At 33.1% G+C, this 17,331-nt stretch carries 21 protein-coding genes; 9 read left to right on the top strand and 12 right to left on the bottom strand.

Annotation, left to right across the window (positions count from 1 at the left end; all coding sequences use genetic code 11):
• Positions 1-49 precede the first annotated feature (49 nt).
• On the top strand, positions 50-1,111 hold the full coding sequence (gene leuB, locus BMW63_RS13790; protein WP_074724061.1) for a 3-isopropylmalate dehydrogenase: 1,062 nt from the start codon (positions 50-52) through the stop codon (positions 1,109-1,111).
• A 172-nt stretch (positions 1,112-1,283) separates the two neighbouring features.
• Here the strand turns inward: leuB and BMW63_RS13785 are convergent, their stop codons facing one another.
• Both BMW63_RS13785 and BMW63_RS13780 read right to left on the bottom strand, forming a co-directional pair.
• On the bottom strand, positions 1,284-1,952 hold the full coding sequence (locus tag BMW63_RS13785) for a LytR/AlgR family response regulator transcription factor (protein WP_074724060.1): 669 nt from the start codon (positions 1,950-1,952) through the stop codon (positions 1,284-1,286).
• Positions 1,945-2,967 (bottom strand): sensor histidine kinase, encoded by a 1,023-nt coding sequence (locus BMW63_RS13780; RefSeq protein WP_074724059.1) that lies wholly within the window; start codon positions 2,965-2,967, stop codon positions 1,945-1,947. Before BMW63_RS13780 ends, BMW63_RS13785 begins: the two co-directional genes overlap by 8 nt.
• 181 nt (positions 2,968-3,148) lie before the next feature.
• On the opposite strand from BMW63_RS13780, the gene BMW63_RS13775 reads away from it, so the two are divergent.
• The 4 genes from BMW63_RS13775 to BMW63_RS13760 are packed head-to-tail and all read left to right on the top strand — an operon-like array spanning position 3,149 to position 5,455.
• Positions 3,149-3,430, top strand: coding sequence for an EF-hand domain-containing protein (locus tag BMW63_RS13775; RefSeq protein ID WP_083380502.1), 282 nt, complete (start codon positions 3,149-3,151; stop codon positions 3,428-3,430).
• Between the two features lie 27 nt (positions 3,431-3,457).
• Positions 3,458-4,225, top strand: coding sequence for a YHYH protein (locus BMW63_RS13770; protein ID WP_074724058.1), 768 nt, complete (start codon positions 3,458-3,460; stop codon positions 4,223-4,225).
• Complete coding sequence (locus tag BMW63_RS13765; RefSeq protein WP_074724057.1) at positions 4,197-4,832, top strand: toxin-antitoxin system YwqK family antitoxin; 636 nt, start codon at positions 4,197-4,199, stop codon at positions 4,830-4,832. Before BMW63_RS13770 ends, BMW63_RS13765 begins: the two co-directional genes overlap by 29 nt.
• Positions 4,829-5,455: an SCO family protein gene (locus BMW63_RS13760; protein WP_074724071.1), complete on the top strand. Its 627-nt coding sequence runs from the start codon at positions 4,829-4,831 to the stop codon at positions 5,453-5,455. Before BMW63_RS13765 ends, BMW63_RS13760 begins: the two co-directional genes overlap by 4 nt.
• A gap of 119 nt (positions 5,456-5,574) precedes the next feature.
• Here the strand turns inward: BMW63_RS13760 and BMW63_RS13755 are convergent, their stop codons facing one another.
• Both BMW63_RS13755 and BMW63_RS13750 read right to left on the bottom strand, forming a co-directional pair.
• Positions 5,575-5,937 carry an RNA recognition motif domain-containing protein gene (locus tag BMW63_RS13755; protein ID WP_007137132.1) on the bottom strand — a complete coding sequence of 121 codons (363 nt, stop codon included), beginning with the start codon at positions 5,935-5,937 and terminating at the stop codon, positions 5,575-5,577.
• Between the two features lie 148 nt (positions 5,938-6,085).
• Positions 6,086-6,571, bottom strand: a complete 486-nt coding sequence (locus tag BMW63_RS13750) for a DUF6252 domain-containing protein (RefSeq protein ID WP_074724056.1) — start codon at positions 6,569-6,571, stop codon at positions 6,086-6,088.
• Between the two features lie 200 nt (positions 6,572-6,771).
• Here BMW63_RS13750 and BMW63_RS13745 point away from each other — a divergent pair, with 200 nt between their 5' ends.
• The 3 genes from BMW63_RS13745 to BMW63_RS13735 all read left to right on the top strand — a co-directional run bounded on the left by BMW63_RS13745 (position 6,772) and on the right by BMW63_RS13735 (position 8,682).
• On the top strand, positions 6,772-7,335 hold the full coding sequence (locus BMW63_RS13745) for a 30S ribosomal protein S16 (RefSeq protein WP_074724055.1): 564 nt from the start codon (positions 6,772-6,774) through the stop codon (positions 7,333-7,335).
• Positions 7,336-7,349: 14 nt separating this feature from the next.
• Positions 7,350-7,874 (top strand): ribosome maturation factor RimM, encoded by a 525-nt coding sequence (rimM, locus tag BMW63_RS13740; protein WP_074724054.1) that lies wholly within the window; start codon positions 7,350-7,352, stop codon positions 7,872-7,874.
• A gap of 145 nt (positions 7,875-8,019) precedes the next feature.
• Positions 8,020-8,682 carry a tRNA1(Val) (adenine(37)-N6)-methyltransferase gene (locus BMW63_RS13735; protein WP_074724053.1) on the top strand — a complete coding sequence of 221 codons (663 nt, stop codon included), beginning with the start codon at positions 8,020-8,022 and terminating at the stop codon, positions 8,680-8,682.
• Here the strand turns inward: BMW63_RS13735 and BMW63_RS13730 are convergent.
• The 7 genes from BMW63_RS13730 to BMW63_RS13700 all read right to left on the bottom strand — a co-directional run bounded on the left by BMW63_RS13730 (position 8,679) and on the right by BMW63_RS13700 (position 16,552).
• A complete protein-coding gene (locus BMW63_RS13730) occupies positions 8,679-9,974 on the bottom strand; it encodes an HlyD family secretion protein (protein WP_074724052.1) in 1,296 nt (431 codons plus the stop codon). The two genes, BMW63_RS13735 and BMW63_RS13730, sit on opposite strands and share 4 nt — an antisense overlap.
• A 4-nt stretch (positions 9,975-9,978) precedes the next feature.
• On the bottom strand, positions 9,979-12,171 hold the full coding sequence (locus tag BMW63_RS13725) for a peptidase domain-containing ABC transporter (RefSeq protein ID WP_074724051.1): 2,193 nt from the start codon (positions 12,169-12,171) through the stop codon (positions 9,979-9,981).
• Complete coding sequence (locus BMW63_RS13720; protein WP_175460294.1) at positions 12,171-13,808, bottom strand: hypothetical protein; 1,638 nt, start codon at positions 13,806-13,808, stop codon at positions 12,171-12,173. Before BMW63_RS13720 ends, BMW63_RS13725 begins: the two co-directional genes overlap by 1 nt.
• Positions 13,780-14,781: a grasp-with-spasm system SPASM domain peptide maturase gene (gwsS, locus tag BMW63_RS13715; protein ID WP_074724049.1), complete on the bottom strand. Its 1,002-nt coding sequence runs from the start codon at positions 14,779-14,781 to the stop codon at positions 13,780-13,782. The genes BMW63_RS13720 and gwsS overlap by 29 nt, the downstream gene beginning before the upstream one ends.
• Before the next feature lie 191 nt (positions 14,782-14,972).
• Positions 14,973-15,944 (bottom strand): grasp-with-spasm system ATP-grasp peptide maturase, encoded by a 972-nt coding sequence (gene gwsG, locus BMW63_RS13705; protein ID WP_074724047.1) that lies wholly within the window; start codon positions 15,942-15,944, stop codon positions 14,973-14,975.
• Positions 15,945-15,996: 52 nt separating this feature from the next.
• Entirely contained in the window at positions 15,997-16,176 is a 180-nt protein-coding gene (locus tag BMW63_RS18015) for a hypothetical protein (RefSeq protein ID WP_139174251.1), read from the bottom strand.
• A gap of 178 nt (positions 16,177-16,354) precedes the next feature.
• Positions 16,355-16,552, bottom strand: coding sequence for a hypothetical protein (locus BMW63_RS13700; protein WP_074724046.1), 198 nt, complete (start codon positions 16,550-16,552; stop codon positions 16,355-16,357).
• A 285-nt stretch (positions 16,553-16,837) separates the two neighbouring features.
• Between BMW63_RS13700 and BMW63_RS13695 the strand changes: the two genes are divergently transcribed.
• The gene (locus tag BMW63_RS13695; protein ID WP_074724045.1) at positions 16,838-17,023 is read left to right on the top strand and encodes a hypothetical protein; all 186 of its coding nucleotides are present in this window, start codon (positions 16,838-16,840) and stop codon (positions 17,021-17,023) included.
• Between the two features lie 7 nt (positions 17,024-17,030).
• Here the strand turns inward: BMW63_RS13695 and BMW63_RS13690 are convergent, their stop codons facing one another.
• The gene (locus BMW63_RS13690; protein ID WP_083380501.1) at positions 17,031-17,294 is read right to left on the bottom strand and encodes a helix-turn-helix domain-containing protein; all 264 of its coding nucleotides are present in this window, start codon (positions 17,292-17,294) and stop codon (positions 17,031-17,033) included.
• Between the last annotated feature and the right edge of the window lie 37 nt (positions 17,295-17,331).

The raw sequence follows: 17,331 nt of genomic DNA, 5'->3' as shown, positions 1-17,331 counted from the left end.
AGTTACCTCCTCCTTCGGAGGGGGCCGGGGGGAGGAAAACAAAACAATCATGAAATATACAATCGCACTTTTAGCCGGAGACGGAATCGGACCAGAAGTTATAAATGAAGCTGTAAAAGTTTCTGATGCTATTGCAAAAAAATTCAATCACGAAATAAATTGGACACCAGCATTAACAGGTGCTTGCGCTATCGATGCTGTAGGAGTCCCTTATCCTGATGAAACACACGAAATATGTATGGCGGCTGATGCGGTTTTATTTGGAGCTATCGGACATCCAAAATACGACAATGATCCATCGGCACCAGTAAGACCGGAGCAAGGATTATTGCTAATGCGTAAAAAATTAGGGTTGTTTGCTAATGTACGTCCTACTTTTACCTTTCCATCTTTGATCGATAATTCGCCTTTAAAAAGAGAACGTATCGAAGGAACCGACTTAGTTTTCTTAAGAGAATTGACGGGAGGAATCTATTTTGGAGAAAAAGGAAGACTTGACGGAGGCGAAACTGCTTTTGACACTTGTACTTACACCAAAGCAGAAGTACAGCGTTTAGCAAAAAAAGGTTTTGAATTAGCGATGACACGTACTAAAAAATTATGTTGTGTAGACAAAGCTAATGTATTAGAAACTTCTCGTTTATGGAGAGAAACGGTACAAGCAATGGAAAAAGACTATCCTGAAGTAACTGTAAGTTATGAATTTGTGGATGCCGTTGCAATGCGTTTGGTTCAATGGCCAAACTCGTACGATGTATTGATTACTGAAAATTTATTTGGAGATATTTTAACCGATGAAGCGTCAGTTATTTCAGGATCTATGGGATTAATGCCATCAGCATCAGTTGGAGAACATACTTCTTTGTACGAACCAATTCACGGTTCTTATCCACAAGCAACAGGATTAAATATTGCTAATCCATTGGCAACCATATTATCTGCAGCAATGATGTTTGAAGATGCTTTTGGACTACACGAAGAAGCAGCTACAATTAGAGCAGCAGTAAATAAATCATTAGAAAAAGGAATTGTAACCGAGGATCTAGCTGCCAAAGGAGCAACAGCTTATAAAACAAGTGACGTTGGAGATTGGTTAGTAGCTAATTTGTAATATTCAAAATATAAATTTCTAAAAGCTGTCCCGTGATTCGAGGCAGCTTTTTTATTTAAGAGAATTTTTGTTTCGCAAAGATTCGAAAAGGAGACACTAAGATTCGCAAAAGAATTTATTCAATTTCTCTGAGTGTCTCTGATAGACCTCAGCGCATCTCTGTGTAACAACCCTACCCAAACAATTCCTTCTTAACAACCTCAAAATAACTATCACTCACAGGAATTTGAATTGTTCCTAAAAACAGGTCCCTACTTTTAAGTCCGGTAACCTTAGTTTTATTTACAATAAAAGAACGATGCACTCTGATGAAAACGGATGGATCTAATGTCTTTTCTAATGATTTTAGTGATTGTAAACTCATTATTTTCTTGGTAGTGGTATGAAAAATAGCATATTCACTATCACTTTCAATATGGGTAATCTCGTCATATTTTAATTTGAATAAATCATATCCAGATTTTACTGTAATAGTATCGACTTTAGCTATGGCATCTTTTTTAATTTTCTGAACTGCTTTTAAAAACCGATTAAACCCAATGGGTTTTAACAAATAATCAACCACACTAAGTTCGAATCCTTCTAACGCATAGTCAGAATACGCCGTTGTAAAAATAATATTAGCCTGCGGCGGAATCAATTTAGCAAAATCAGTTCCTTTAATTTCAGGCATTTGAATATCTAAAAATACCACATCAATGCGCTCCTTTTTTAGAATAGCAATCGCTTCCAAAGGATTCTCAAAACTTCCCGCTAATTCTAGAAAGTCTAATTTTTCAATATAACTTTCAATTAATTTTCGAGCAAGTTCTTCATCATCAATGACAATACATTTAAGCATTAGTGTCTATTTTTAGTTCAACTCTAAAGGTATTATTATTTTCGTTTATTTCTAACGAATGTGTATTTTCATACAATAAATTTAATCTCTTTCGAACATTCACAATTCCTATTCCACCAACAGCATCTTGATTTTTTATCACTTCTCTAAAGCTGTTTTCTATGATAAAATGAATGCCTTCATTGGTTGAGACAATGTTTATATTTATAAATGATTCGGCAATATTTTCAATATTACTATGTTTAAAAGCGTTTTCTACAAAAGGAATAAGTAACATTGGTGCTATTTGCAGCCCTTGATTATCTATTGAAAAGTTCGTTTTTACAGGATAGCTTTTACTGCTTTTTAGTAAAAACAACTTAATAAAATCCTCAATATAAGTTATCTCTTTTTCAATAGAAACTAATGGTTTTTCGCATTCATACAACACATATCGAAGCATATCTGACAAATACAAAATAGATTCTTGTGCCTTACCAGCATCAATAATCGAAAGAGAATATATGTTATTTAAAGAATTGAATAAAAAATGTGGATTGATCTGGGATTTTAAAAACTTTAATTCGTTTTCCATGTTCTCCGACTTGCTTAAAATCAAAGCTTTCTCCTGCCTTTGAGCAAAAGAAAAAGTTTCTAAAAAAATAGCTGAAATATAAGAGACGCTTAGTAAAAGCATATTTATCACTATGGGAGTAGGTAGGATGTTACGACCACCTCTTGGTGGTGGTGGTGGACGCATTCCTAGATCTTGTACATGTTGTATTATACTCCCCGAAACATACGCACAGAACATTAAAAGAACTAATGAAACTACAGTGAATAGCAAATATTTCTTTCTAAAAAGAAGCTTCGGAGCAAGAACAAAAACAAGTCCTACAATTAATAATGATTGACAAATATACGCAAGGTAGTTATCTCTAAGAAAGCGTACAAAATCATTTTGGTTCAAACCCACGATGATCCAAACAGTAGCCCATAAAAAAAGCTGAAAAACGGTTCTATTAGTTCTATTCATAGTACAAATAAATAAAATAAATATTAACCAATCTCAAAAAAAGCACTTTTTAATCCCTTGAAAACGAATACTCATACACCTAAGCAGAGCCTTTCACTGAAAACTATCTGGCATTCACTGAAAATAAAAAATGCACACAGAATATTAACTCATCTTTGTAGTCAATAAAAAACATAAAATCATGAAAAACAAAATGATTAGTAAAATAGTATACAGCATTTTAATGTTACTAGTAGGCACTGTTTTTACTTACGCGCAACCCCCAAGGGGACAAGAAGGAAAAAATCGACCAACTGCAGAAGTTCTGATAAAAGAGATGGACATTAACAAAGATGGAAAACTATCTAAAGGTGAAGTAAAAGGTCCGTTGCAGGATGATTTCAGCAAAGTAGACGCTAATAAAGATGGCTTTTTAACACTCGAAGAGTTGAAAAAAGCTCCAAAGCCAGAACGCAAAAAATAGTGTAAATTAATCATAAAAACAAAAAAGATGAGAAACAACAAAAATTGGGTTAAAGTAATTGCTATTGCCTTAACTATAGTAGGATGTAGCAAGAATGATTCAGACACTAACACAGATACAACAACAACCACGACAACAGGCGTTCCTATTACAAGTGCAGTACAATCAAAATATACAAGCGCTGTAACAATTTCGACAAGCGGTAGCAGTATCACATTAAAATCTAATGGAACACCAGACCACGTTACACCCTATTATGGTGTTGGACATGCTTTGTATGAAGCACAAATGGTTGGTTCAACGCTTAATCCCGGAACTATTGGAGTTCAAAATTATGCAATGACGATTCCTACAAATCCTGTAGAAGCATCAACCAAAGAAGTTACAACGTTAGGACCCATTGGTATGGCGTTGAATGGCGTTCCAATCTATAATGATAGAGAAGGTGGAAATGTACCTGTAGATGCAGGTGTACTTGGTTCTTTTGATAGAGCAGGTGCTCACCCTGGACCTGGAAATACTTATCATTACCATTGTACTGGCGATTTTATGGGAAATGATGATGCAAAATTAATAGGATTTTTAAGAGATGGTTTTCCCATTTATGCAAGAAAGGATATGGACGGTAGTTACCCTTCAAATTTAGATGCAAATGGTGGTCATATAGGAATAACAGCAGATTTTTCTACGGCTATCTATCATTATCATGCTAGCAATACAGCATATTTAGGTAGTAGGTTTTACATCTTAAAATCAGGAAGTTACAATGGTACAAAAGGAACATTTACTCAATAAATTTATTATTTTATTGTTTTGTCAACTTATATTTAGTTGTTCAGAAACAGCGAATAAAAAATCAAATAACATTTTTGAAAAAGTTGATATTTCGCAAGTGCCAAATACTTCATTTTTTTTAAATGACAACAAACTGAAATTACAGAACGGGGTTTATTATATTAGTCATAAGCCCTATTCAGGTTTCATAAAAGAAATTTATAAAAACGATACTGTAAAAAAATTTGCCTCATATTATCAGGGAAAACAACACGGAACGACCAAAACTTTTTTTGAAAATGGAAAGCTGGAAACAGAACGAAATTATAAAAACGGTATTGGCTACGGACGGCACTATGGCTATTGGAAAAATGGCAATATAAAATTTGATTTTTCTTATTTCAATGACAAACGTCAAGGCATGCAAAAACAATGGTATGAGAGCGGAAGTCCCTATTGTTTTTTAATGTATAAAAATGATAGAGAGGATGGCATGCAAAATGCTTGGCGCGAAAACGGAAAACCTTATATCAGCTATGAAGCCAAAGACGGACGTCGATATGGTTTGCAAAAATCAAACTTATGCTATACGCTCAAGGATCAAAAACTAAAAGTGAAATCCAAATGAAATTAAAATATTACACCATTATATTGCTGGGTGTTTTGGTAATTTCTTGTCAAGAAAAAACTAGAAAACTGCCTTATTACAAATCATCCGATTTTGTACCCGTTTGGGAAACTCCACAAAATAAATCCTTTCATAAAATTCGCCCTTTCCATTTGGTTGATCAAGAAGGAAAGTCGTTTTCAGAAAAAGAATTAGATGGCAAAATCACTGTAGTAGATTTCTTTTTTACCAGCTGTCCAGGAATTTGTCCAAAGATGACTAATAGCATGTCTAAAATTCAGGCTGAGTTTAAGAATGATGATCAGATACAATTGGTTTCACATTCGGTAACGCCAGATAAAGACAGCGTTCCTGTGCTTGCGGCTTATGCAAAAAAGAAAAACATTCAATATAATAAATGGAAGCTACTTACTGGAGACAAAGAAGAAATCTATAATCTAGGACGTAAATTTTATTTTATCGAAGAAGATTTAGGAGAAAATAATGATAGCTTTATTTTTCTACATACAGAAAATTTCGTTTTGATTGATAAAACTAGAATCATCCGCGGTATCTACAATAGTCTTGATCCAAGTAGTATGCAATCTTTGGTCGAAGATATTAAAGTACTAGAAAAAGAATAAGTAATTTACATGGAACAGCAAGTGCTTTCCTGTTCCCATAAGGTAAACAGAAGTTAATACTATAAAAAAAGGGTGTCAATAAAATTGACACCCTTTTTTTATAGTTGTAAAAAAGAATATTAATATCCTCCTCTGTTTCCACCACCACGGTTTTCTCCACCACGGCTATTTCCACCACCATAACCACCGCGTGAATCTCCACCACGACTGTTATTGTTAAAACTTCTTCTTTCTCCTTCTGGTTTTGGCTCAGATTTGTTAACTACAATTGCACGTCCTTGAACAGTTGCACCGTTCAATTCATCAATCGCTTTTTGAGCTTCATCATCATTTGTCATTTCAACAAAACCGAATCCTTTACTTCTTCCAGTAAATTTATCAGTAATAATTTTTACAGAATCTACTGCACCATAAGCCTCGAAAGACTCTCTTAAATCTGCTTCCTCAATACTGAATGGAAGGCTTCCAACAAAAATATTCATATGTACTTATTTATAATATGCAACAAATATACTCCTATTTTTTTATAACCCACTATAAATTAGCATATTTCTGTTTTTATTTTATTCCGAAAACACATAAAAAAGCACAAAACAACTTCATAAAAGAATTAAACACCCACCTTAATCCTTAATTTGTTGATGCTTGCACAATTATAGGCACTTTATAAAAAACTCCTTGCTGAAAATTCAAAGTTGACCCAGCCAAAGGATTACCGTAGCTGTTTTCTGCATTGAATTTAAAAGTACCCGATATTGTATTGTTGATAAGGTCATATTCTGTTACTACAATCTGACCATCTCCTTTCCCAGAGCCGGTAGCAAAAGTTATCTTAGCAGTAGCATCCGTTAATACGTAGACAGCAGTTTCAGAATCGCTACTTCCCAAAACATACACTCCCTCTGCAGCTGAAGTAGTTCTCAACGTAATTATTTCGTTCCCTGAATAGCCTGTAATTATGAGCGCCCCATTATCACCTAAAGTAGCCGTTGACAAACTAGCCCTCCAAAAAACATTGTTTTTCACTCCTTGAAACGAGGGATTGTTAAACCTTACATCTTCCTGACAGGAAATCAAGGTAAAAAGCACGACAAAAAAAAGGAAAATATTTTTCATGAAAACAGTTCTTTAAACAAGCAAAAGTATACAATTGAAGGATAAAAAGACTTAATTATTCCAATAAAATAAGACTAGAAACCGCTTAACCCATTCTAATTCATAATAATAACAAGCTATTGGCATATTAAAATAAATAGTATATCTTTGCAGCCTTAATTAACAGAGGTCGAGTACCTCAAAATTTAATCATTTAGATTATGTCAGTAAAAATTAGATTACAAAGACACGGTAAAAAAGGAAAACCTTTTTACTGGGTTGTAGCAGCAGATGCTCGCTCAAAAAGAGACGGTAAATACTTAGAGAAAATCGGTACTTACAATCCAAACACAAACCCAGCAACTATCGACTTAAACCTTGATAGTGCAGTTAAATGGTTGCACAATGGTGCACAACCAACAGAAACTGCTAAAGCAATTCTTTCTTACAAAGGAGCTTTATTGAAACATCACCTTGATGGTGGTATTCGTAAAGGTGCCTTAACTCAAGAACAAGCTGATGCAAAATTAGCTACTTGGTTAGAAGCTAAAACTGGAACAGTTGACGCTAAGAAAGATGGTTTAACTAAAGCGCAAGCTGATGTTAAAGCTAAAGCTTTTAAAGCAGAACAAGATGTAAACGCAAAACGTTTAGCTGCTGCAGCTAAAGCGGAGGCGGATGCTATTGCAGCTGCTGCTCCTGCTGTTGAAGAAGTTGCTGAAGTTGAAACTTCAACTGAAGAAACTCCTGCTGCAGAAGAAAACAACGAAGAAACTCAAGCATAAATTTATAAGCGAAGATGCGTAAAGAAGATTGTTTCTACTTAGGTAAAATCGCCAAAAAATTTAGTTTTAAAGGGGAAGTCCTTGCCTATTTAGACACGGATGAACCAGAGTTATACGAAAACTTGGAATCAGTGTTTGTTGAATGCAACAAACACTTGGTTCCTTTTTTTATTGAAAATAGCTCCTTACATAAAAACGATTTCTTAAGAATTCGTTTTGAAGACATGAATACTGAAGAAGATGCCGATGCCATTATGGGTAACGACATTTACCTTCCGCTAAATATGTTGCCAAAACTTAGCGGTAACAAATTCTACTATCACGAAGTTATTGGTTTTGAAGTCGAAGACAAACGCCTTGGTGTTGTTGGAAAAATCGAATCTATAAATGACTCAACTGCTCAACCACTTTTTGAAGTTTTAAACGGCGAAGTAGAAATCCTTATTCCAATGATTGATCATTTCTTAGTTAAGATCGATCGAGAAAATAAAAAAGTCATCATGGATCTTCCAGAAGGATTAATCGAGATGTACCTTTAGAGTGAATTTTTGAACCATTAAGAAATTAAGGTTCATTAAGTTTTTTCCTTACCTCTCTTAATTTCTTAATGGTTTAATCTTTAAAATCTTTGTTTTGTCTAAATTCCAATTCAAAAAATTCGTTGTAAACCAAGACCGCTGTGCCATGAAAATCGGGACTGATGGTGTTTTACTTGGTGCATGGGCACCTATCACTAATAATCCATTCAGTATTTTAGATATTGGAGCAGGAACTGGAGTTATAGCTTTAATGTTAGCACAACGCACATTTGCTGAACAAATTGACGCTTTAGAAATTGATGAAGAAGCCTACGAACAAGCGATGGATAATTTTGAAAATTCTCCTTGGAGTGATCGTTTATTCTGCTTTCATGCCGGTTTAGATGAATTTGTAGAGGAACCGGAAGACGAGTACGACTTAATCGTTTCCAATCCCCCATTTTATTCTGAAGACTACAAAACAGAAAGCGACCAAAGAGATTTGGCTCGTTTTCAAGACGCGCTGCCATTTGAAGATTTAATTGAGGCAGCCGATTTATTGCTTTCTGAAAACGGAATATTCGCTGTTATTATTCCTTTTAAAGAAGAACAAAAGTTTTTGGCCTTAGCCAAAGAAATGGAGCTTTACCCTATAAAAATCACTCACGTAAAAGGAACTCCAACCACCGAAATCAAACGCAGTCTGTTGGCTTTTAGCCGAAACGAAATTACAGACTTCCCTATTGACGAATTAACAATTGAGATTGCCAGACACGTATATACTCCGGAATATATAGAAATGACTAAGGAGTTTTATTTAAAGCTTTAGTTTGCCTTAAGAATACTTCTAAACTGATACAATATTCTTTCTAACAAACGCAAATCTTCTGTGATGATTTCGGCCGATCCTGTCATTTCTTGTTGAAAAGGAATTATTTTATTATAATTGGTTTTAAGGTTTTCCGGAAGTGAAATGTCCAATAATAAATTCCCTTCTGCATCTGGTATTAACGATATATTTTTTACTTTTCCAGTTAACGTTCCGAACTCTCTATTAGGAAAATTTGCTAAACGTATATTAACTTGTTGACCAATCTTAATTTTCCCTGAATTTTGCGCCGGCGCCTTCACCTTACCAATATATCCATTTTCTATTGTGGGAATTATCGAGAACGCATTATCACCCGCTTTTATGGTTTGATTGGCTGTCCAAATTTGTAAAAAAGACACTTTCCCCGCAATCGATGACTTCAACACATAAGCCAACTCCCAATCTTTAATTACCTTCTTCAGTTGATAAAAAGACTGAATCCTGTTTCCTTCTAAATTAACCTCTTCCTTTTTACCACTAATTCTAGTACCATCACTATTTTTTCGATTACTGATCAGCGAAGATTTCAATTGTGAAATACTACTTAATAAACTTTTATAGTTTTTCTGAGCTTGGAGGTATCCCAATTTTTTATTCTCAAAATCTTGAGCAGAAACAACCCCTTTATTAAATAGGGTTTCGAATCGGTTAACATCATTTTTCTGTAGTTGTAATTCAGATTCATTGATGTCTTTTTGCTGTTGCAAAAGACTTAATCGCTCTTTAATTTGAATGTTTTCGGAGCTATTGGCATTATTTTCAACTTGAAAAGGGTGCAAATTTGAATTGAGATCATAAGCGACGGCATCTTTCTGAAAAATGGAAAACGCACTTTCAACATCCCCTAATTGAGCATTTCTTAATAACTCAAAAGGGAATTTACTTTCGCTATTGTTTATTTTTAAGGTATCCAGGATGCTTTTTAGCAAAAATACATCTTTAAAATTCGCAGGATTATCAATTATCGCCAAAGGAGTATTTGCAACCACGATGGATTTATCAGCAATCAAAATCGATTGAATCCTACCTGAAGTCTTAGCAACCAATTTTTCAGGAGGAATGTTTGTTGTGATAATAACTTGTGTTGTAATAACATCTGGGTACTTAACGAACCAAGACACGAAGAAAAGCATTATAATAATTCCAAAAACCACAACTGTTCCCCAGCGTATCATCCAGTGCGGCACACGCGTAAGAATGTCTTGAACCTCTTCACTGCGTAATTCAAATGCTGTATTATCCTCTACCATGACACTAATTTCCTAATTGTAATTGATTCCTAACTAATTCAAAATAATTCCCTTTTTGTTCCACTAATGCAGAGTGACTCCCTATTTCTATGATCTTACCTTTGTCTAAAACCACAATCTGATCTGCATTCATGACCGTACTTAAACGGTGTGCGATTACTACTACGGTTTTATTTTTAAAGAAAGTGTCCAGTTTACCCATAATTTCCTTTTCGTTATTGGCGTCTAATGCCGAGGTAGCCTCATCAAAAAAGAGCATTTCAGGATTTTTATACACCGCTCTAGCAATCAATAAACGTTGCTTTTGCCCCGTACTCATTCCCGTTCCTTCAGATCCGATTTTAGTATTATAACCTAACGGTAAACCTGCAATATATTCTTTTATATTAGCCACATCTGCGGCATAAACTAGCCTTTCTTTGTCAATAATATCAACCCCAATCGCAATATTATTGGCAATGGTATCATTAAAAATAAATCCTTCCTGCATTACTGCTCCAATATTAGACCTCCAGGATTTTTGCGAAATGTTTTTTAGTTGGCTATTCCCTAAATTGATTTCGCCTTTGTCTGGCTCATAAAATTTAAGCAATAATTTCATCAAGGTTGTTTTTCCGCTGCCACTTACCCCTACAATTGCTGTAACCTTGTGAGCCGGAATCGTTAAGTTTAAATTTTGCAATACCGGAATATCAGAACCCAAATAACGATACGAAAGGTCTTTAATTATAATATCAGCATCTTTTGGGATAATATGAGTTTGATGTGCTTCTTGTTGCGTCTCATCTTCTTTGTCATGAATTTCAGATAAACGCGCCAAAGATATTTTAGCATCCTGCACCTCACGAACAAACTCAATCAATTGCGCAATAGGACCGTTCAAACTACCCACTATAGAACTTATTGCAAGCATCATCCCTAAGGTAATGGAGCCATCAATAACTAGTTTTGCAGAAAGAAAAATGATGAAAATATTTTTCAACTCATTAATTACTGATGAGCCAATAGTTTGCGTTTGTTCTAAAACCAATCCTTTTATCGATACTCTAAATAATCTAGCTTGTACATATTCCCATCCCCAACGTTTTTGCTTTTCGGCATTGTGCAGTTTTATCTCTTGCATTCCGTTGATGAGTTCCATGACTTTACTTTGTTCTTGGGAAACTTCAGAAAATCGTTTGTAATCCAATACTTCTCTTCGTTTTAAAAACAAAGTGATCCAACCAAAATAAAGTATACTTCCTGCAAAAAAAACAAAGAATATTTGAAGATTATAATACGCTAAAACACCGCCCATTATAAACATATTAATCACTGAGAACAATACATTTAATGATGAAGTCGTTAGGATTCGTTCAATCCGATGATGATCATTAATACGTTGCATGATATCACCCGTCATTCGAACATCAAAAAAGGAGATGGGTAAGTTCATTAATTTAATGAAAAAATCAGAAATCAAAGAAATATTTATCCGGGTCGAAAGATGCAATAATATCCAACTTCTAATCAGCTCTAAACCCGTTCGTCCGGCAAAAAGAAACAATTGCGCAAACAGGATTAAATAAATAAAATGAATATTCTGGTTTTGAATCCCAACATCAACAATACTTTGGGTAAGAAAAGGAAAAATAAGCTGCAACAAACTACTTGCCAGTAACCCAATACTCAACTGTATTAGGAATGACTTGTACCTTAAAACATATTGAGCCAATAGACCAAATCCTAAACCCTTTTTGTCTTCTTTATCAAAATCTGATTGGAAGAATTTTGGTGTAGGCTCCAGCAATAGAGCAATTCCCTCCTCGGTAGTATCATTGGCATTGTTACCAATCCAAAATTTTATAAAATCCTTTTGATTGTATTCGATCAGCCCAAAACCCGGATCTGACACATAATAAACCCCCTTTTTAATTTTATAAAGCACCACATAATGCTCTTTATTCCAGTGCAACACACAAGGCAAAGGCGCTTCTTCTAATCGCTGAGGATTGAGTTTTACTCCTAATGTTCTAAAACCAATTTTCTCGGCGGCATCACTTAAAAATAAGAGATTACTACCTTCACGGGTCGTCTCGCTAAAATCGCGTAACTCTTGTATATTAATCGTTTTACCGTAGTGCTTGGATACAATTTTCAAGCAGGTAGGCCCGCAGTCTTTTGAGTCTGCTTGTATATAGTTGGGGAATTTAGACATTAATTAACTTCAATATTATTGCTAGACAACTCCTTATTATCTTCAGTCCTTACCACAACATGATATTTGCCACTAGGAAGATTCAATTTAATTTTATCAGATTCCGGAATTTGTAAAAAATTCACGATAGGAATTGCTAATTCTTTCAATTCCAGATATTCTGACATATCAAAAACAGAAATCAACACTTCTTCACTTTTGAAAGACTTAAAAAGCGAATTTCTTAAAATAAATTTTTGAAATATTTTGTCGAAATACACTTTTTGCAAATCAGTTTTTATATTATTGATTACGAAGAAATCTGCATTAGATCTAGGAATACTATCTCCCACTAAGGATTGTTTTGGGATCAAGATGAGTTCATCTGCCAAATCTGCACAAATACTAACTTGATTTATGGTTATTGGATCTATATTTGTCTGTTCTTTAAAATATTGCGCCATCCATTTTTTACCATTATTTCCTTTTTCTATATGGGAATGTCCGACATAAACAAAGATTTTGGCCTTTGAGTTTTGGTCAAATATTTTCGCAATATTTTTAGCCTGCCCCAGCTCCCTGTCAATATTATTGTCGGTACTTTCATGTCCTGTTATGATAAAACCCATTTCTTTTGCTTTCCGAATGAAGTGGGCAAAGTAAGGTTCTCCAGTATAGAATCCATTACTATAATTTGGAGTAAATTTATCATTTTCAGTAAATGCTTCCAAAGAAATATTGGTGAAGCCATTTAGCTTTAGAACATCAAGTAACTGCATAGCAAAAATTCTGTGTTTTGGATAATAATGGTCTTCATTCAGGATAATTACCGAATTATTTTTGGCTAATTGTGAAATTTCATCAAACACCCCTTGGTTTTTTTTTATCTCAGAATGTTCCGATATCTTTAAAATCAAATCTTTATAACGTATCTTCCTTTCTTGTTCGAGATTTTTTATCAGATAAGTGTATGCGTGATTTTCTGAAATAAACGAATTTGCAGTAATCACAAATTGAGACTTCAGACCTCCATTTTGATTATTAGTCAATGGTAAAGTCATGATTTTTTTTCTTGCTTGAAGTTGATTTTTCCTTTTAACAGCATAGTTCGACCAAACCTTAAACAGAGACAATTTGCCTTCATCAACCGAATCAATAGCAATTTTTGAAATTATATTTTGCGCAAGGTTTAAGCTATACTCTTTATCAGACCCTTCCGATTTTATAATTCCAGTAATTTTTATATGCCCTTTACTTTTTTCAAACAAAACTATTTTATTTACTGTGTCGTTGGAGGTTATTTTTTGATTTACCCGCTGGTAATCCGTCGGTGATTTGATTGAATCACAGAAAAAATACATTTTGTATTTATTAGCTTTTGATTCACAAACTAAAAATAGTTTATTGTTGTCAATTGATTTTATCCCTTCGCTTTTTAACCTATGTCTCAACCGCTCTGTTGGATTAATAAAATTTAAAGCACCCCAAAAGTCGATAGCGATTTTCAATGAGTCATTGTAAAAATAATCTTCATTGAAATAATTATGCTTATTTACATTTTGCCTTGTTGCATTACAAGAGATAAGCAACGGCGCCAATAATAGTAGTAATGATGAATTAATTATTTTTTTAATTCCACACATTTTTATAGGGATCATAATTACACTTCGTTTGATGAATATATTGCTTTATTTCTGTTGATTTTTCCGGTATTCTTCCGTCAGGGCAAACATATCGAAATTCACAGTCTTTACATGTTTTAATTTGATCTTTTGTAATTTTCCAAAAATTCGTAAAGTCTTGATTTTTAATAATTTCTTCAATTTTACCTTTAAGAACATTACCATAAATTTTTTTATCATCTAAATAACGTTTTATGTTACCCTCAGCATCGATAAAAATTGATCTGTTATATATAGAATTAAAATTTAATGATTCAATATAATACTCATGTTCCAAGACGAAGTTTTCAGCAGAATTTATCTTTTTAAAAAAGATTTCTTGTATTGTACCATTTTCATAATAAATATTTGGCAGATCTAAACTAATGTCGCGGGAGCTATTCTCAACATTGTAATAAATGATCTCATTTATTCTGGGTTGCCCATTTTTTATTACGTCTATATCTGTTTCAATATCTGTTTCATGTTCCACAAATAGTGTGATTGTTTGAATTTTACTGTTACTGATTAGTACCAGTAATTTTTGTAAGATTTCAATATTGTTCCTTTTTAAAATAACTTTTAGACACGATATCCCCAATAAATCCAACTGCTCATTTAAGGGAATCAAGTATTCCGCAGCGTTTCTGTCGAGTTCAAGAGTCACTGTATCTAATTCAAATGGTTTTAAAAATTCAGTTGAAATGTCTATAAAATTTTCTGTTTCATTGGAGATCACAACTATTTCATTTTCGACAAAATAATTTATATATTTTTTTAAAATTGATTTACTTTTTTTAAAATCCTGAAAAATAGTATAAATTGATTTATTGGAATACTCATCTACTACATCTATAATTTCATTTGAAAAGACATGAAAAATTTTTCTTTTAAAATCTATGACAACACCTCTATTAATCCCTTTTACCGGAAGGCAGCAGGAAAATAGTTTAATTTTTTTATTGATCATTTTTATTTTTTATATACTGAGGTTTATAAAATGAATAACACGTCATTTTTGCAGTCTGATAAAAATTGGAAACTGAGTACTCGTTTATAATATTCTCCTCATTTAAGCTTTTATTTACTTTAAAACCTTCCGAACATTCTGCAATTACTGGTAAAGCAATCTTAGATACTCCTTTTATAATGGTTTTTATTTTATAACTCATTTGATAATTCTACTAAATATTCTGCCACAATTTTGTGCAAATTATAATTACAAGGAAAACTTACCATCCCAAACTGACCTGCTGGATTAACTTCCAAAAAATAGTATTTTCCGTTTTTATTGGATTTGATTAAATCCAAAGATCCCGTATTTAATTGTAATTCATTCATCATTTTTCCTATTCCCATTTCGATTTTGCTAGGTAGCTTATAAGGCACGAATCTATTTGGTTTTTTTCTGTCATAATTACGATAGTCGATCTTGGTTTTTGGGTTATTTTGAGAAAAGATAGCCATCGAATAGCATTTCCCATTAATAAAAAAAACCCGGAGCTCTACGTCTTTATCAATATACTCCTGAAACAAAGATGGACTGAAATTGTTTTCAAAAGCTTCAATACAATCAATCTTATGAGTGTGAAACATAAATGCTTTGGCCTTGTACTGAACGTATTTAGCCTCTCCGATCGATTTTGTTATTATTGATCTATTATTATCTTTAAAAAACAAATCTAAATCCGTTTTTTTTGTAGTAATCAGCGTTTGGGGGATTTCGAGTCCAGAATCCATCGCCGCTTTTAAAACTTCTATTTTTGAAGCCATTTTTTTTCTGTCGAAAAGCCATTTTTTTTCCTTCAGCAATTCCATCAATAAATCTGCTATGACTTTAAATTCTGAATTTATGTAATCATATAAATCATTATTTCTACCGACCTTAATTTTGTACTCATTCAGAAAGCCAAATTTCCTGAACCAAACGACTTTTATATCCTTGATAAAAAGAATCTTACCATATGATTCAATATAGGAATTTTCGACACTATTGATGTCAAAATAAAATGATGCAATTCCCTGCATCAATTCTTCATCATTCAGTCTGAAAAAAGGGATTTTTCTGTAATTCAACCAATCGATTACACAATTTGTGTCATTATCGGTAGGTGTACTCAAAATTAATATCATATTAATTATTTTAATATTTGGGCATCTTAACGATGCCCAAATAATTTTTTACTTACATCTCGTCTGGTCCGTCACCTTTAACTTCACAAACTTCAGTACCACTATAGATAATGGTCATTGTGTCGGCAGCTTGCATTCTACCACCGTTAATAGTTTTAAGCTCTACTTTTTCTGCATTGAAATCTTCTAATTTTTTCATAATTTTTATTAGTAATTCATAGCTTAAAAACATTCAATCCCTATTTTATTATAGACCACGTGCACTTAGTTTCTAATACCTCGGTTTCCAATGATGTTTTCAGCATAACGATTTTACATACTCACTTTAAGGCTTTTCTGTTTACTCCTTTTACTTTAATTGTAAATTATGTCTATTTTAGACACTAGAACTAAGACCTGATTAAAAATAGTCAAAAAATAATCAGGTAATTCGATAATTGTTCTTTTGGCACTTTTACGGCCATGTTCATTATGGATAATAGATCTAATGAATCTGTTATTGTAAACAAACTAGGATAATTTGGATGGGATTGAAACAGATCTTCAAACTCCGATTTTTGGCTCGAATAATGACTGATTTCTAAGTACTTTTCAACTAAACTTATCATATATTTTCTCTTTATAAACAAACGAATTGTTTAAGATACTTTTACAAATATTTAGTTTTTATATCAGTATTCTTGACCTAGAATACATAATTTATAAATTAATGCATACACAATTTATAAATTATTGCGCACAAATTAAATTTCTAAAACACACTAAATCAACTCATTATTACAAATTAAGCGACGGTTTTATGGCGCAACGCTGTAAAGAAATTAATCGCCTATCAAATCCCCTACTTTTGAAATAAGTACAATATTCTATTTAACAACCTAACAATAATAATTATGAAAACTAAAAAAATAAGCTCCAAAAATTTCAAAAGAAATGAAATCTCAAAAAATAAATTAGTGACAATTTATGGAGGAGACATTACAGATCCAAAACCAGGAACTACGACATCAAATTTAGGGGTAGGAATGACTATTATTCAACAAAATCTATTTACGATACCTGTACCAGAAGTTCAATAACGGAACTTTATTTAATCGAATCTTTTTCTAGTCCTTTAATAAACTTTACAGGGGTTACTCCTTTTCTTTTATTAAAGGACTTTGTGAATGAGACCGCATTTTTAAAACCCACGCTTTCTGCAATGGCTTGGGTTGAATATTTCCTATACGTAGCATTAGAAATCATTACACCTATTGCATCATTTATTCTAAGCTCATTCAAATACTCACTAAACGATTTGTTATAATAATTATTAACAACACCGGAAAGATAATACGTGTTTGTTTTGATCTTTTTTGCCGCTGATTGCTGCGTGAAATCCGGTTTT

This window comes from Flavobacterium frigoris (genome assembly GCF_900111075.1).
Classification (GTDB): domain Bacteria; phylum Bacteroidota; class Bacteroidia; order Flavobacteriales; family Flavobacteriaceae; genus Flavobacterium; species Flavobacterium frigoris.
The sequence above is the reverse complement of the archived record's forward strand: the minus strand, read 5'-3'. Positions and strand labels throughout refer to the sequence as shown.

Excerpts from the sequence above, each read along its gene's own strand:
- BMW63_RS13765 (WP_074724057.1), top strand. The coding sequence starts at position 4,197 with ATGGTACAAAAGGAACATTTACTCAATAAATTTATTATTTTATTGTTT.
- BMW63_RS13730 (WP_074724052.1), bottom strand. The coding sequence starts at position 9,974 with ATGGTAGAGGATAATACAGCATTTGAATTACGCAGTGAAGAGGTTCAA.
- gwsG (WP_074724047.1), bottom strand. The coding sequence starts at position 15,944 with ATGATATTAATTTTGAGTACACCTACCGATAATGACACAAATTGTGTA.
- rimM (WP_074724054.1), top strand. The coding sequence starts at position 7,350 with ATGCGTAAAGAAGATTGTTTCTACTTAGGTAAAATCGCCAAAAAATTT.
- BMW63_RS13785 (WP_074724060.1), bottom strand. The coding sequence starts at position 1,952 with ATGCTTAAATGTATTGTCATTGATGATGAAGAACTTGCTCGAAAATTA.
- BMW63_RS13780 (WP_074724059.1), bottom strand. The coding sequence starts at position 2,967 with ATGAATAGAACTAATAGAACCGTTTTTCAGCTTTTTTTATGGGCTACT.
- gwsS (WP_074724049.1), bottom strand. The coding sequence starts at position 14,781 with ATGATCAATAAAAAAATTAAACTATTTTCCTGCTGCCTTCCGGTAAAA.
- BMW63_RS13695 (WP_074724045.1), top strand. The coding sequence starts at position 16,838 with ATGAAAACTAAAAAAATAAGCTCCAAAAATTTCAAAAGAAATGAAATC.
- BMW63_RS13725 (WP_074724051.1), bottom strand. The coding sequence starts at position 12,171 with ATGTCTAAATTCCCCAACTATATACAAGCAGACTCAAAAGACTGCGGG.
- BMW63_RS13700 (WP_074724046.1), bottom strand. The coding sequence starts at position 16,552 with ATGATAAGTTTAGTTGAAAAGTACTTAGAAATCAGTCATTATTCGAGC.
- BMW63_RS13735 (WP_074724053.1), top strand. The coding sequence starts at position 8,020 with ATGAAAATCGGGACTGATGGTGTTTTACTTGGTGCATGGGCACCTATC.
- BMW63_RS13750 (WP_074724056.1), bottom strand. The coding sequence starts at position 6,571 with ATGAAAAATATTTTCCTTTTTTTTGTCGTGCTTTTTACCTTGATTTCC.
- leuB (WP_074724061.1), top strand. The coding sequence starts at position 50 with ATGAAATATACAATCGCACTTTTAGCCGGAGACGGAATCGGACCAGAA.
- BMW63_RS13775 (WP_083380502.1), top strand. The coding sequence starts at position 3,149 with ATGAAAAACAAAATGATTAGTAAAATAGTATACAGCATTTTAATGTTA.
- BMW63_RS13770 (WP_074724058.1), top strand. The coding sequence starts at position 3,458 with ATGAGAAACAACAAAAATTGGGTTAAAGTAATTGCTATTGCCTTAACT.
- BMW63_RS13720 (WP_175460294.1), bottom strand. The coding sequence starts at position 13,808 with ATGATCCCTATAAAAATGTGTGGAATTAAAAAAATAATTAATTCATCA.
- BMW63_RS13755 (WP_007137132.1), bottom strand. The coding sequence starts at position 5,937 with ATGAATATTTTTGTTGGAAGCCTTCCATTCAGTATTGAGGAAGCAGAT.
- BMW63_RS18015 (WP_139174251.1), bottom strand. The coding sequence starts at position 16,176 with ATGTTTTTAAGCTATGAATTACTAATAAAAATTATGAAAAAATTAGAA.
- BMW63_RS13760 (WP_074724071.1), top strand. The coding sequence starts at position 4,829 with ATGAAATTAAAATATTACACCATTATATTGCTGGGTGTTTTGGTAATT.
- BMW63_RS13745 (WP_074724055.1), top strand. The coding sequence starts at position 6,772 with ATGTCAGTAAAAATTAGATTACAAAGACACGGTAAAAAAGGAAAACCT.